Genomic DNA, 12712 nt, shown 5'->3' with positions numbered 1-12712 from the left:
CTCAGGCGCGGTTCTGCGCGGCCTCGCCCTGCGCGCGCGTCTCGGCAAGCGTCGCGCCGGTGGTCAGAGCCTCGGGATCGAGACGCAGCTCGATCAGCGCGAGCGTGCCCGCCGCCTGCGCCCGCGCGAAAGCGCCCTCGAAATCCGCGCCATTCTCGACCCTCTCGCCATGCCCGCCATAGGCGCGGGCGAGCGCCGCGAAATCGGGATTGGCGAGATCGGTCCCCGAGACGCGGCCCGGATAGTGCTTTTCCTGATGCATCCGGATCGTGCCGTAGCGCCCGTTGTTGGCAACGATCACGATCACCGCCGCACCATATTGCGCCGCGGTCGAAAGCTCGTTCACCGTCATCTGCAAACAACCATCGCCCGCAAGGCAGACGACGACCCGCTCGGGATGGGCGATCTTGGCCGAAATCGCGGCGGGCAGACCGTAACCCATCGAGCCCGAGGTCGGCGCAAGCTGCGTGCCGAAGCGGCGGAAGCGGTAATAGCGGTGCAGGAACGCGGCATAATTGCCCGCGCCATTCGTCACGATCGTATCGGGCGGCAGATTGGCCGAAAGCCAGAGCACGATTTCTTCCATCTTCACCGCGCCGGGGGTGGCTTTGGGCTTTTGCCAGGCCTCGTAATTGGCGCGAAGGTCGCGGGTCCAGCCGTCCCAGCGCCGGGCCTCGGGCGCGGGCAGCGTGGCCAAGGCGCGCAGGACCGCCTGCGGATCGGCGACCAGCCCGGGGTCGGGCCGCCAGAGATGGCCAAGCTCGTCTGGCGCGGGATGGACATGGATGACCCGGGCATGGGCGCGCGCGGGGGTCATCAGCTCATAGCCGCGCGTGAGCGTATCGCCGAGGCGCGAGCCAAGCGAGAGGATGCAATCGGCACGCGCGAGCGCCTGCCCCAAGGCCGGGTTCATCCCCACCCCAAGATCGCCGACATAATTCGGGTGGTCATTGTCCATATGGCCTTGGCGGCGGAAGGGCACCGCGACCGGCAGGCCCCATCTCGCCGCGAAAGCCGCCAGATCATCCGCCGCCTGCTGCGACCAGACCGAGCCTCCGGGCACGACCAGCGGGCGCTCGGCCCCGGCCAAAGCCTCGGCAATCGCGGTGACCGAACTGTCAGCCACCGCGGGCAAAGGCGCGCGCGCCGGGGCAAGATCGGCGACTTCGGCGCGGGCCGAGAGCATATCCTCGGGCAAAGCCAGCACCACCGGGCCGGACCGCCCGCTGGTCGCAAGCTGGAAGGCGCGGGCGAGATATTCGGGGATGCGCTCGGTCTGGTCGATCTCCGCCACCCATTTCGCGATCCCGCCGAAAAACGCGCGATAATCGACCTCTTGGAAAGCTTCGCGGTCGCGATCACCGCGCGCGATCTGGCCGACGAAGAGGATCATCGGCGTCGAATCCTGCTTGGCGACATGCACACCCGCGCTCGCATTGGTGGCCCCCGGCCCGCGCGTGACAAAGGCAATGCCGGGACGCCCGGTCAGCTTGCCCGCCGCCTCGGCCATCATCGCCGCGCCGCCTTCCTGACGGCAGACGATATTCTCGATTCCCGAAGAATAAAGCCCGTCGAGCACCGCGAGAAAGCTTTCGCCCGGAACCGAAAAGACCCGCGTGACGCCATTGTCTTTCAGCGCCTGAACCAGAATCTGCCCGCCGTGCCGCATGATCGCCTCTCCCTGCTTCGCCTCATGGCTAGCCGGTTCTGCCCCGCGATGACAACGCCTGACGCGTCAGCGAGCCCTTGCCTCTCGCCCGGTTTGCGCGTTCAGATGCGGCTGATTGAAGGATGTGCCATGACCAATCGCGATCCGCGCCCGGCTGATCCCGTTTTGACAAGCCCTGCCCCGGCACGCGCCGCACGCGCGCCGCGCCCGCTCGAGCTGACCGCCGCTTTGGCAACCGGCGCGCTGCTGACGGTGATGCTGCTGTCAAACAGCGCTATGGCCCGGGCGACGAGCCCGCTTTTCTCATCGCTGACCGCCCATGCCGTCGGCACGCTGACCGCCGTTCTTGCCCTGATCGCGCTGAGGCTGGCGCGCCCGGCGAGCACGCCGCAACCCGGCCGCAGGCGCGCACCTCTTTGGGCCTATCTCGGCGGGGTTTCGGGTGCGATCACGGTGGTTCTGACCTCGGCCGCGGCGAATTCGGCGCTGGCGCTGACCGGGACGCTCGCTTTGGGGCTGGTCGGCCAATTGGTGCTGGCGCTGATCTTCGACGCCACCGGCATGATGGGTCTGGCCCGCCGCCGACCCTCGAAAAACGAGCTGGTCGCGCTGGCGCTGATCGTCGCGGGCACGCTTCTCATCATCTTCGCGCGGGGCTGACCATGGGCATGTTCATCCTCTTTGCCTTCGCCGCCGGAATGCTGGTCAGCCTATCGCGCCAGCTCAACGGCAGGCTGGCGCTGTCGAGCACGGCGCTGACCTCGTCCTTCTGGAACCATGCGGTCGGGCTGGTGGTGCTCGCGGCCTATACGCTGGTTGCGGGCAGTTTCTGGCCCGAGGGCGCGTCTGAGGCGCCGCTTTATGCCTGGCTTGGCGGCATGGTCGGCGTGGCCTTCATCGCGGGGGGCAGCTGGGTCATCCCGCGTCTGGGCGCGGCGCTGACCAGCGGGCTTCTGGTCGCGGGCCAGATGCTCTCGGGTGTCGCGATGGATCTTTTGCGCGCCACCCCGGGCAGCACGGTGATGCGTCTTGCCGGCGTCGCGCTGATCCTGACTGGCGTCTGGTGGAGCCGCCGCAAGTAGCGCGCCCCCAGAAAAGCCGCGGCGCGCCACGCGACGAAGCCACCCTGGCACCTTTACAGACGCGCCGCCCGGCCCTATCTGAAACCCATCATGGCCACGAAATCCGACCCGAATTACAAGATCATCGCCGAGAACCGCCGGGCGCGCTTCGATTACTTCATCGAAAGCGATCTCGAGGTGGGCATCGTGCTGACCGGCTCCGAGGTGAAAAGCCTGCGCACCGGCCAGTCGAATATTGCCGAAAGCTATGCCTCGACCGAGAATGGCGAGCTCTGGCTGATCAACTCTTATATCGCCGCCTATAAGCAGGCGGGCGTTTTCGGGCACGAGGAACGCCGCCGCCGCAAGCTGCTGGTCTCGCGCAAGGAGCTCTCACGGCTCTGGCAGGCGGTCGGGCGCGAGGGCATGACGCTGATCCCGCTGGTCATGTATTTCAACGACCGCGGCATGGTGAAGCTCAAGATCGGCGTGGCCAAAGGCAAGAAGAACCACGACAAGCGCGAAAGCGATGCCAAGCGCGACTGGGGCCGCCAAAAGCAGCGCCTGCTCAAACAGGGCTGAGCCGCGCGCTTTTCGCCAGCTTTCCATTGCAGCCTCCCGGCCGGATCGTTACATCGGGCCAAGCTTCTTTTGCGGGGGGATTGCGCATGTCCGATGATCCGAAGACCTTGGTTTCCACAGATTGGCTGGCCGCTCATCTGAATGATCCCGATCTGCGCATCATTGATGCAAGCTGGCACATGGACCCGGCGCGCAACGCCCGGGCCGAATATGAGGCCAACCATATCCCCGGCGCGCGGTTCTTCGACATCGACGAGATCTCGGACCACCGCAGCGAGCTGCCGCATATGGCGCCCCAGCCCGAGAAATTCGTCAGCCGGATGCGCGCCATGGGCATCGGCGACGGCCATCAGGTCGTGATCTACAACAGCGCCGGTTCGCAATCTGCGCCGCGCGTGTGGTGGACCTTCCGCCTGATGGGCAAGACCGATGTCGCGGTTCTGGACGGTGGTCTGGCGAAATGGCAGGCCGAGGGTCGCCCGGTCGAGGATATGGCCCCGGTCCTGCGCGACCGCCATATGACGGCGCAGCGTCAGGCCGGTCTGGTCCGTGATGTGACCCAAGTCGCGGCGGCCTCGAAGCTCGGCGATCACGAAATCATCGACGCCCGCTCGGCCGAGCGGTTCCGCGGGGAAGTCGCCGAGCCGCGTCCGGGCCTGCGCTCGGGCCATATTCCGGGCTCGAAAAACGTGCCCTTCACGCTGCTATACAACCCGGACGGCACGATGAAAGCGCCCGCCGAGATGCAGGCGATTTTCGAGGCGGCAGGCGTCGATCTGTCGAAACCGGCGATCACCACCTGCGGCTCGGGCGTGACCGCGGCGATCCTCTTCCTCGCGCTCGAGCGCATGGGTCATCGCAACAATTCGCTTTACGACGGAAGCTGGACCGAATGGGGCAGCTTCCCGGACCTTAAAATCGCAACCGGAGACGCGTGATGCTGTCGAATCTGAAACCTCAAGATCCCGATAAAATTCTGGCCCTGATGGGCGAATTCAAGGCCGATACCCGTCAGGGCAAGATCGACCTTGGCGTCGGTGTCTACAAGGATCCGACTGGCCACACTCCGATCATGCGCGCGGTCAAAGAGGCCGAGCGTCGCCTGCTCGAAACCGAGACCTCGAAAAGCTACACCGTGCTGGCAGGCGAGCCCGCCTACCGCGACGCCATGGCGAAGATGATCCTTGGCGATCTTTACGACGCCTCGCGCATTGCGAGCCTCGCCACTGTCGGCGGCACCGGCGCCTTGCGTCAGGGCTTTGAGCTCGCGCGCATGGGCAGCCCCGAGATGCGCGTCTTCTATTCGGACCCGACCTGGCCCAACCACACCTCGATCCTGAAATGGATGGGCGTCGAGGCGATTTCCTACCGCTATTTCGATAGCGCCACCCGCGGCGTGAATTTCGAGGGCATGAAGGAAGATCTCGCCAAGGCCAAGAAGGGCGATGTCGTCCTGCTGCATGGCTGCTGCCACAACCCGACCGGCGCCAACCTGACGGTTGAGCAATGGCATGAGGTCGCCGAGATCATCGCCAAGACTGGTGCGACCCCGATGATCGACCTTGCCTATCAGGGCTTTGGCGATGGTCTGGAGGAAGATGCGCAGGGCACGCGCATCATCGTCTCGCGCATTCCGGAAGTGCTGATCGCGGCGTCGTGCTCGAAAAACTTCGGCATCTACCGCGAGCGTTCGGGCATCCTGCTTGCGCTGACCGATGACGCGAAAGCGCGCGATTTGACCCAGGGCGCGATGGCTTTCCTCAACCGCCAGACCTTCTCTTTCCCGCCCGATCACGGCGCGCGCATCGTCTCGACGATTCTGGGCGACGAAGGCCTGACCGCCGATTGGAAAGCCGAGCTTGAAGAGGTCCGCAACGGGATGCTCGCGATCCGCGCCCAGCTGGCCGGCGAGCTGCGCGAGCTTTCGGGCTCGAACCGCTTCGACTTCATCGAGACCCATCGCGGCATGTTCTCGCGCCTCGGTGCCACGCCCGAGCAGGTCGAGCTGATCAAACGCGACTTCGCGATCTATCTGGTCGGCGATTCGCGTCTGAACATCGCCGGTCTGAACACCGACAGCGTGCCGATTCTGGCCCGCGCGATCATCGACGCCGGGATCTGATCCGGGCCGGGATGTGACCCGCAGTGACCAAAACGAAAGGCCCGCGTCTCGCGGGCCTTTTTCATGGGTTTTCACGGCTTTTCAGGGCGGTCTCGGCAAGACTCAGGCGCCGCTTTGGCGGTTCTTGGCCAGCTTGCGCTCGATATAGTCGCGCAGCTCTTCGATCTCATTGCGGCTGTCGCGCAGCCCATCCAGGGCAGAGCGCAGCTCACTTGAGGTATGGGACAGCCGCTCGGTCAGCTCGGCCTCGCGCATTTCCAGCTCGGTCACGGCGCGGTCGCGCTGGCTTTCGACGTCATGGAGCCGCTGCGACAGCCGCTCGACCTCATCCATCTCGGACACCGGCACGCGGCTGAACCGCGCCAAAAGCGAGCTGACCAGCCAGCCGAGGATAAACACCGCGAAGAGGATGATCGCGGTCGCAATGATGAATTTGGTACGGTCCATGATGCTCGTCGGCTAGGGGTCGGCGGCTGAGGGTCGGCTATCGGTCGGCGTTACGGGTTTACGGCGTGGTTACGGCGTCGGGCGCGGTTTCGGACGCGGCGTGGTGTCGTCGGGGGTCTGGACCTGCAGGCTAGCGCCAGTTTCGCCCTGCGCCAATCCCGCAACCGGAGCCGCTTCAGCACTGTGGTAAATCGCACCCGACAAATCCGGCAGACCTTCGGCCCGCAGATCCGCATAGGGGCTGACGGCACCATCATGGCCGGGAGCAGCGGAGGTTGCGTCCCCAGAGGTCTGCGCGGGGTTGGCCTGAGCGGTGTCGGACGGCACGGGCTCTGTCTGTCCGGTCTCGGCTTGCCCGGTCTCTGCCTGTCCTGCGCCTTCTTGTCCCGTGGCGGCTTGCGGGTCAGCACTTTGCTGTCCCTCGTTTTGATTGGGTGCAGCGTCCTGCTTGGCCCCATCCTGCTGGCTCGCGTTCTGCGAGGCCCCATCAGATGCAGCCTGATCTGCCGAGGGCTTTTCTTCGCCTGCAGTCGCCGCAGCAGAGCTCTCGCTCGCCGAAGCGGCTTCCGCGCTCCCCCCTGCCGCCGGGGTCGCTTCTGGCTGCGCCTCAGGCTTCGGAGGGGCCTCTGCCGCTGCGGGATTGGCGAGGTCGTTCTCGGCTGTCAGCCCATCAGGACCACCGTCTTCGGCATCGAATGTGTCGAAGGGCATGCCCTCGCCACCAAGCTCTTGCGACTGAGCAAGCTCGGTCACCAGAATGGTCGCGACCATCAGCGCATATTCCTGACTGTCGGGATCAAGCGCCGGGCGATCGGTCTCGGCCAAAAGCGGCTCTTCCGCTTGGGGCGCGCCCACCTGAGGCTCGTCCGGCGCGGCCTCGGCGGCGACGGGCGGCTGGGCCTCGGCATGGGGCGGCGCAAGCGGGGTCGGCGTCCCAGACGCCTGCCCGTTCCCCTCGCCTGCGACCCCAGAGGCGGCAGGCTGCTCTGGGCCTTGCGTCTCGGCCTCGGGCAGCTCTTCGGTCACGCCAGACAAGGTCTGAACCGCTTTGGGCGCATCCTGCACCGGCGCTTCCGAAAGCAGCTTGAACTCGATCCGGCGATTGGCCTCGCGCCCGGCCTCGGTCGCATTATCGGCGATGGGCTGGCTTTCGCCGTAGCCCTTGGCGCTCATCAGCGCGGTGTCGATGCCGTGTTTCGTCATCGCCTCGAGCACAACCTGCGCCCGTTTGCGCGACAGCTCGGCATTGAACGCATCCGAGCCCTGCGAATCGGTATGCCCGCCCAGCTCGATGCGGAACTCCTGGCAATCCTGCATCCCCTCGGCCAAAGCCTTCAGCGTCGGCTCGGGATCGCCCGCGATCACCGCCTTGTTCGGCTCGAAACCGATCAGCGATTCCTGCATGATGTTGTTCAACCGATCGACGCATTCCTCGCCGCTCGGCAGACCAAGCAGCGGATCGAGGCGGCGGTCATAGCGGATCGCCAGCTCGTAATTCGCCCCCGCGCCCAGCCGCTCGGCCAAAGCGGTCGCCGCCTTGTCCGAGGCGGTCTGATCGCCCGAACTGCCGGTGATGCGGATGAGATCGGGCGAGACCCGAGCCGAGCCGTTCTTGAGCTCGGCCATGCCTTCGAGCGCCGCAATCACCCGCACGGTCCAGCCGCTTGGCACATCGGGATCGAGCCGCAGCGCGCTGTCGATCTGGCCAAAGCGCGAGCGCGCGAAGCTTTCGACCGCCTCGCGCATCCGCTGATCGGTGATGCGCCCGCGCAAAACCACGCGGCCCTTGGCATCCGAAACCGCCGAGAACTCGGCAGGCCCTTCGGTCTGGCCGCCCTGCTCGATCACCGCGGTAAGGCTGTAAAGCCGCGGCAAGGCCGCTTGCAACCGCCCGACCGTCTCGTCGAATTCCGCCTGAGGCGTGCCCGCCGGCGCATGAAGCGCGATATCAGTATCCGACATCGTCACCTGCCCGCCCTTCAGCGCCGTCACCGCGTCAATCGCCGCGACCGCCGCGCTTGCCCAATCATTCGAGGGCGCGCCCAGACCAAGCTGACAGGTCGAGGCCCCCGCTTGCCCGGCGCGTTTGGCCGCTTCAAGAATCCGGCCACGCGCCTCTTCGGTATCGGCGGCGCAGGCATCGAACCGCGCGCCATCCTCATCCTTGACGAAGCGCAAAGTGAAGGGAGAGATCACCGGACGCGGCGCGGAAATATTCGTGGTCAGCGCGACATCGGCAGGCTTGGCGCGGCGCAGAGCCGCCTCGATCGCGGCCTTATCTTCGCGCGAATCGGCAATCGCCGTCACGACGACCCGCCCGGTCGCGATCGAGACCTTGGCCCGGCGCGCAATCTCGGCGGCGCGCAGGCCGAAATCAAAGCTCGACTGCCAGCTTTGCGGCACGGCGTAATCGGCGGTCTCAAGCAGATCGGTGACCTTGGCGCCGCCGGTGGTCTTGGTCAGCCGCTCGACCACCTTGTCGCGGTCGATGCTGGCGGGCACTAGCCCGATGACCGAAACGCCCTCGTCATTGCGCAGCAGCTCAACGCTGAAATCGGGCGCCTTCACCGCCTGAACCGGCGCGACCTCCATCTCGTCGATGACCTGACCGCCGTCGATCGCCCCCTCGGCCAGCGTCAGCGCGCGGAAGCGCTTGGCCTCATCAGGAGCGGTGCCGCGCAGATGCAGCTGAAGGCCGCTGCCCTCGACGCTGACCCAATCAAAGCCCGCCGTTTCCAGCGCGGCCTGCGCCTGATCGACCCGCCGCTCTTCGAGAAAGCCCACCGCGGCAATCGCGGCATAGACCGACAGCGCACCCGCCGCCGCAAGCGCCACCACGCTGGCCAGACCGCGCGCCACCCGTGAGCGGGGCTTTCGGCCGTCGGCGGGGGATCTGGTCTCTTTGGGCGCCTCGCTCATGCGGCAAGCCCTCCGGCTGTTTCCAATCCGGCAGGTTTAACGGCAAAGCCCCCAGATCGCAATCACAGCAGCCCGGCGAGCCCGAGGCAGAAGGCAAGGAAAAGCCCGGCATCCCGGTTCGAGCGGAACAATCTCAAGCAGAGTTGATTGTTGTGTTGATCAAACCGGCCAAGCTGCCAAGCCAGATGAAGGGCGAAACCGGCGACACCGCCAAAGGCCACAACCGCCGCGACACCTTCGGGTCCAGCCGCCCAAACCGCCAGCGTCGTCAGCGCCACCGTCGCCACGGCAAAGCCCAAAAGCCAGCGCGGCGAGTCCTCGCCGAAATAGAGCGCGGTCGATTTCACCCCGATCAGCGCATCATCCTCGGCATCCTGATGGGCGTAGATCGTGTCATAAAAGACCGTCCAGCAGATCCCGGCGAGCCAGGCGACCACCGGCACCACCGACATCGAGCCGGTATGCGCGGCCCAAGCCAACATGACGCCCCAGTTAAAGGCGGTGCCCAGAAAGACCTGCGGCCACCAGGTGAAGCGTTTGGCGAAGGGATAGACCAGAACCGGCACCAGCGAGATCACCCCCATGATGATCGCCGCGCGCCCAAGCGTCAGCAGGATCACCAGCCCGACGAGGGCCTGAAGGATCATCCACAGCACCGCGCCGCGCAGGCTGACCTGCCCGGACGGGATCGGTCGCAGCCGGGTGCGCTCAACGCTGCCGTCGATATGGCGGTCGGTGATGTCGTTCCAGGTGCAGCCAGCACCGCGCATCACCGCCGCGCCAAGGGTGCAGGCCAGGACGATCCACAGATCGAACCACAAAGGCCCGGTCGCGATCATCGCCAGCCCGATGCCGAAATAACAGGGCAACAGCAACAGCCAGGTCCCGATCGGGCGATCGGCGCGCGACAGCCGCAACCACGGCCTCCAGCCCGGCGGGGCATAAAGATCGACCCAATTGTCCTTGGGAGCATCTGCGACGGCATCTGGTATCTGGCGTGTGGTCTGCATTAAGTTGCCCTCATGGCAAAAGTCAGGCTTTTCATAGATCACCCACTCGCCCCGGGACAAGGCATCGCCCTCACTCCGGATCAGGCTCATTATCTCGGCAGCGTCATGCGCCTTGGCCCGGACGACGAGATTCTCGTCTTCAACGGGCAGGACGGCGAATGGCTGGCGCGGATCACCCGCATGGCCAAACGCGGCGGAGATCTGATCGCCGAGACCCAAACCGCGCCGCAGCGCAATCCTCCGGACCTCTGGCTCCTCTTTGCGCCGATCAAGAAAGCGCGCACCGATTTCATCGTCGAAAAGGCGACCGAGCTTGGCGCGGCCCGCATCCTGCCCATCCAGACCGACCACACCAATTCCGAGCGCATCCGTCAGGACCGCCTGCAGGCCCATGCGGTCGAGGCGGCCGAACAATGCGGCGGCACCTTTGTCCCCGAGGTCGGCGATCTGACGCCCCTCTCGCGCCTTTTGTCAGGCTGGGACCCGATTCGCCGGATTCTCTGGGCAGATGAGGCCCTCGCAGGCCCCGCCGAGACGTTGTCGACCCTGCCGCGAGGCCCCTGGGCCATTCTGATCGGCCCCGAGGGCGGCTGGTCCGATGCAGAAAGGCAACAATTGTCTGCACTTTCCTTCGTGACCCGCATCAGCCTCGGCCCGCGCATCCTGCGCGCCGATACCGCGGCGGTTGCAGCCATTACCCTGTGGCAAAGCCATTTGGGCGATTGGAACGGGGTTTGACCCCACGTCACAGACAGATTCCAATGCTGCGCCGCAGAATTTCGTAACTTTCTTGCCTTGCTCTCGGAAACGCGAGCAGGTAAAAGTTTAATGAATTCGGCAGCTTATGCAGCCGCTGCATAGCTGACTTGCCCGCCCCGGCCTATCCTTCGCCGAATGCTCGTCCTATATCCGCTTCATCAAGCAAACGCCCGCTGATCGGGCAATTTACAGAAATAGGTGAGATGATGTCGGCAATTGACACGAACCGCGTCCTTGGCGGGACGCGCGAAGCTGGTTTTGTTTCGAAACTTGTTGCGGCTGTTTCCTCGTGGAACGACGCCCGCACGACGCGCAATGCGCTGAACCGTCTGACGGACCGTGAGCTCGATGATATCGGCCTCGTCCGCGGCGATATCGACCGGGTTGCGCTTCATCGCTAATCCCCGGCGGAACACACCCGCTTTGAGAACGGCCCCCCCGGCGAACCCGGATGGGGCCTTTTTCTTTTTCAGCCCCAACTATGCCCGTTGCAGCTTCCCGTCGCGACGTAGCCAGCCCAGGCTCTGAACAGCCACGCCACGCACGGTAACCCGGCTCAGCCCGCCCGAAGGCGAACCAAGCCCGATTTCTTCATCATCCAAATACCCAAAAGGCCGCGCAACCCGCGCGGCTTAGATGCGGGTGACGACCAGAACCGTCCATTCGCCGAGATCATCGCGATGATCGAGCGCGAAATGATGCGCCTGATAGGCGGCAATCACCTCTTCCGCCTGAGTCGTCAGGATGCCCGACAGAATCGCCTTGCCGCCCTTGCCGATATAGCGCGCCATATCGGGCGCGAGATCAATCAGCGGCTGCTTCAGGATATTGGCGAACACGAGATCATAAGGCGCGGCGCGTTCCAGCAGCGGATGATCGAACCCCACCGCCTCGACACATTCGACCCGCCCGTCGAGGCCATTGGCCATCACATTCGCCCGCGCCGTATCGACCGCGACCGGGTCGATGTCGCCCGCCGCGACCACGACCGGGAAGACCCGCGCCGCCGCCATGGCGAGAACCGCCGTGCCCGCGCCGATATCGGCGATGCGCTCGAAGCTCTTGCCCTCTTTCACCAGCCGATCGAGCGCCAGAAGGCAGCCCTTGGTGGTGTTGTGATGGCCGGTGCCAAAGGCCATCGCGGCCTCGATCAGCAGCGCCTCGGCGCCTTCCGGGATCTTGTCGGCATCATGGCTGCCATGGACGAAGAACTGACCGGCCTCGACCGGGCTGAGCTCGCGTTTGACATGCGCGACCCAATCAACCTCGGGCAGTTCCGAGATCACGAAAGGATCGGCGCCATGCGCAACCGCCAGCAGCGCCAGCCCGATCTCATCCGGCGCCTCGGTGAAATAGACGCCGACTTCCCAGCGATTCGAACCGTCCTCGATCTCGAAAACCCCGGTGCCGACGGGCTCGGGGGTCAGATCCTCGGCCAGCTCGGCAATGGTTTCAGCGGCATCGCGGCCGTTTGTCTGCGACAATGCGGTCCAGGTCGGCATCAGATCTCCTCGCGTCTTTCAGTGAGCGGCGACTGAACACCGGTCCCGCGCAACGCGCAATAGCCGTCCGGGTGGCGATCGAGATATTGCTGATGATCTTCCTCGGGCGCGAGCCAATAGGTCGAGGCGGGCAGGATCTGGGTGGTGATTTTCGGAAAACCCGCCACGGCCAGCCGGTTGTCGAAGTCGATCTTCGAGGCTTCGGCGATCGCACGCTGGTTGTCGTTGTAATACATCAAAAGCGAGCGATATTGATCGCCGACATCATTGCCCTGACGGTTGCCCTGCGTCGGGTTGTGGTTTTCCCAGAAGATCTGCATCAGCCGGTCCGTGCTCAGGCGCGAGCTGTCATAGACCACGCGCACGACCTCGGCATGGCCGGTCTGGCCGGTGCAGACCTGTTTATAGGTCGGATTGTCGACATGGCCACCGGCAAAGCCGACCGAGGTCATCCAGACGCCCTCTTGCTCCCAGAACAGGCGCTCCACCCCCCAATAGCAGCCCATGCCGATGAGGATCTGGTCAAAGCCCTGCGGCACCGGCGCGTCGAGCGGCCGGCCGAAAATGCGGTGAATGGGTGTTGTCATCGGTCGCAAATCCTTCTGGTTTTGTTCGAAACAGGTAGGTGCAGATCGGGCGAT

The 12712-nt window shown here is 65.1% G+C and carries 13 protein-coding genes; 7 read left to right on the top strand and 6 right to left on the bottom strand.

Features of this window, described 5'->3' with window-relative positions; translation table 11 throughout:
• Position 1: 1 nt before the first annotated feature.
• The gene (locus tag JCM7686_RS01970; RefSeq protein WP_020949187.1) at positions 2-1669 is read right to left on the bottom strand and encodes a thiamine pyrophosphate-binding protein; all 1668 of its coding nucleotides are present in this window, start codon (positions 1667-1669) and stop codon (positions 2-4) included.
• Positions 1670-1798: 129 nt separating this feature from the next.
• Here JCM7686_RS01970 and JCM7686_RS01965 point away from each other — a divergent pair, with 129 nt between their 5' ends.
• From JCM7686_RS01965 to JCM7686_RS01945, 5 genes are all read left to right on the top strand, one after another.
• Positions 1799-2329: a DMT family transporter gene (locus JCM7686_RS01965; RefSeq protein ID WP_051201499.1), complete on the top strand. Its 531-nt coding sequence runs from the start codon at positions 1799-1801 to the stop codon at positions 2327-2329.
• A 2-nt stretch (positions 2330-2331) separates the two neighbouring features.
• Complete coding sequence (locus JCM7686_RS01960; RefSeq protein WP_020949186.1) at positions 2332-2751, top strand: DMT family transporter; 420 nt, start codon at positions 2332-2334, stop codon at positions 2749-2751.
• 90 nt (positions 2752-2841) lie between these two features.
• Positions 2842-3312, top strand: coding sequence for an SsrA-binding protein SmpB (gene smpB, locus JCM7686_RS01955; protein ID WP_020949185.1), 471 nt, complete (start codon positions 2842-2844; stop codon positions 3310-3312).
• Between the two features lie 86 nt (positions 3313-3398).
• Positions 3399-4250 carry a 3-mercaptopyruvate sulfurtransferase gene (sseA, locus tag JCM7686_RS01950; protein WP_020949184.1) on the top strand — a complete coding sequence of 284 codons (852 nt, stop codon included), beginning with the start codon at positions 3399-3401 and terminating at the stop codon, positions 4248-4250.
• Positions 4250-5434 carry an amino acid aminotransferase gene (locus tag JCM7686_RS01945; RefSeq protein WP_020949183.1) on the top strand — a complete coding sequence of 395 codons (1185 nt, stop codon included), beginning with the start codon at positions 4250-4252 and terminating at the stop codon, positions 5432-5434. The genes sseA and JCM7686_RS01945 overlap by 1 nt, the downstream gene beginning before the upstream one ends.
• Positions 5435-5536: 102 nt before the next feature.
• On the opposite strand, the gene JCM7686_RS01940 is transcribed toward JCM7686_RS01945, so the two are convergent.
• The 3 genes from JCM7686_RS01940 to ubiA form a co-directional block, all read right to left on the bottom strand.
• Positions 5537-5881 (bottom strand): hypothetical protein, encoded by a 345-nt coding sequence (locus JCM7686_RS01940; protein ID WP_020949182.1) that lies wholly within the window; start codon positions 5879-5881, stop codon positions 5537-5539.
• Between the two features lie 69 nt (positions 5882-5950).
• On the bottom strand, positions 5951-8800 hold the full coding sequence (locus JCM7686_RS23260; protein ID WP_020949181.1) for an OmpA family protein: 2850 nt from the start codon (positions 8798-8800) through the stop codon (positions 5951-5953).
• Positions 8801-8862: 62 nt separating this feature from the next.
• Positions 8863-9810: a 4-hydroxybenzoate octaprenyltransferase gene (gene ubiA, locus JCM7686_RS01930; RefSeq protein ID WP_020949180.1), complete on the bottom strand. Its 948-nt coding sequence runs from the start codon at positions 9808-9810 to the stop codon at positions 8863-8865.
• 12 nt (positions 9811-9822) lie between these two features.
• Here ubiA and JCM7686_RS01925 point away from each other — a divergent pair, with 12 nt between their 5' ends.
• Together JCM7686_RS01925 and JCM7686_RS01920 are read left to right on the top strand one after the other, a co-directional pair.
• Positions 9823-10548, top strand: coding sequence for a 16S rRNA (uracil(1498)-N(3))-methyltransferase (locus tag JCM7686_RS01925; protein WP_020949179.1), 726 nt, complete (start codon positions 9823-9825; stop codon positions 10546-10548).
• 227 nt (positions 10549-10775) lie between these two features.
• Positions 10776-10970, top strand: a complete 195-nt coding sequence (locus JCM7686_RS01920) for a DUF1127 domain-containing protein (RefSeq protein ID WP_041527505.1) — start codon at positions 10776-10778, stop codon at positions 10968-10970.
• A gap of 231 nt (positions 10971-11201) precedes the next feature.
• On the opposite strand, the gene JCM7686_RS01915 is transcribed toward JCM7686_RS01920, so the two are convergent.
• Both JCM7686_RS01915 and msrA read right to left on the bottom strand, forming a co-directional pair.
• A complete protein-coding gene (locus JCM7686_RS01915; RefSeq protein ID WP_020949177.1) occupies positions 11202-12071 on the bottom strand; it encodes a 50S ribosomal protein L11 methyltransferase in 870 nt (289 codons plus the stop codon).
• Positions 12071-12658, bottom strand: coding sequence for a peptide-methionine (S)-S-oxide reductase MsrA (gene msrA / locus JCM7686_RS01910; RefSeq protein ID WP_020949176.1), 588 nt, complete (start codon positions 12656-12658; stop codon positions 12071-12073). The genes JCM7686_RS01915 and msrA overlap by 1 nt, the downstream gene beginning before the upstream one ends.
• Between the last annotated feature and the right edge of the window lie 54 nt (positions 12659-12712).

This window comes from Paracoccus aminophilus JCM 7686, assembly GCF_000444995.1.
Taxonomy (GTDB): domain Bacteria; phylum Pseudomonadota; class Alphaproteobacteria; order Rhodobacterales; family Rhodobacteraceae; genus Paracoccus; species Paracoccus aminophilus.
The sequence above is the reverse complement of the archived record's forward strand: the minus strand, read 5'-3'. Positions and strand labels throughout refer to the sequence as shown.

Coding starts and splice junctions, on each gene's coding strand:
- JCM7686_RS01940 (WP_020949182.1), bottom strand. CDS start 5,881: ATGGACCGTACCAAATTCATCATTGCGACCGCGATCATCCTCTTCGCG.
- sseA (WP_020949184.1), top strand. CDS start 3,399: ATGTCCGATGATCCGAAGACCTTGGTTTCCACAGATTGGCTGGCCGCT.
- JCM7686_RS01920 (WP_041527505.1), top strand. CDS start 10,776: ATGTCGGCAATTGACACGAACCGCGTCCTTGGCGGGACGCGCGAAGCT.
- JCM7686_RS01925 (WP_020949179.1), top strand. CDS start 9,823: ATGGCAAAAGTCAGGCTTTTCATAGATCACCCACTCGCCCCGGGACAA.
- JCM7686_RS01970 (WP_020949187.1), bottom strand. CDS start 1,669: ATGCGGCACGGCGGGCAGATTCTGGTTCAGGCGCTGAAAGACAATGGC.
- JCM7686_RS01915 (WP_020949177.1), bottom strand. CDS start 12,071: ATGCCGACCTGGACCGCATTGTCGCAGACAAACGGCCGCGATGCCGCT.
- ubiA (WP_020949180.1), bottom strand. CDS start 9,810: ATGCAGACCACACGCCAGATACCAGATGCCGTCGCAGATGCTCCCAAG.
- JCM7686_RS01945 (WP_020949183.1), top strand. CDS start 4,250: ATGCTGTCGAATCTGAAACCTCAAGATCCCGATAAAATTCTGGCCCTG.
- JCM7686_RS01960 (WP_020949186.1), top strand. CDS start 2,332: ATGGGCATGTTCATCCTCTTTGCCTTCGCCGCCGGAATGCTGGTCAGC.
- msrA (WP_020949176.1), bottom strand. CDS start 12,658: ATGACAACACCCATTCACCGCATTTTCGGCCGGCCGCTCGACGCGCCG.
- smpB (WP_020949185.1), top strand. CDS start 2,842: ATGGCCACGAAATCCGACCCGAATTACAAGATCATCGCCGAGAACCGC.
- JCM7686_RS01965 (WP_051201499.1), top strand. CDS start 1,799: ATGACCAATCGCGATCCGCGCCCGGCTGATCCCGTTTTGACAAGCCCT.
- JCM7686_RS23260 (WP_020949181.1), bottom strand. CDS start 8,800: ATGAGCGAGGCGCCCAAAGAGACCAGATCCCCCGCCGACGGCCGAAAG.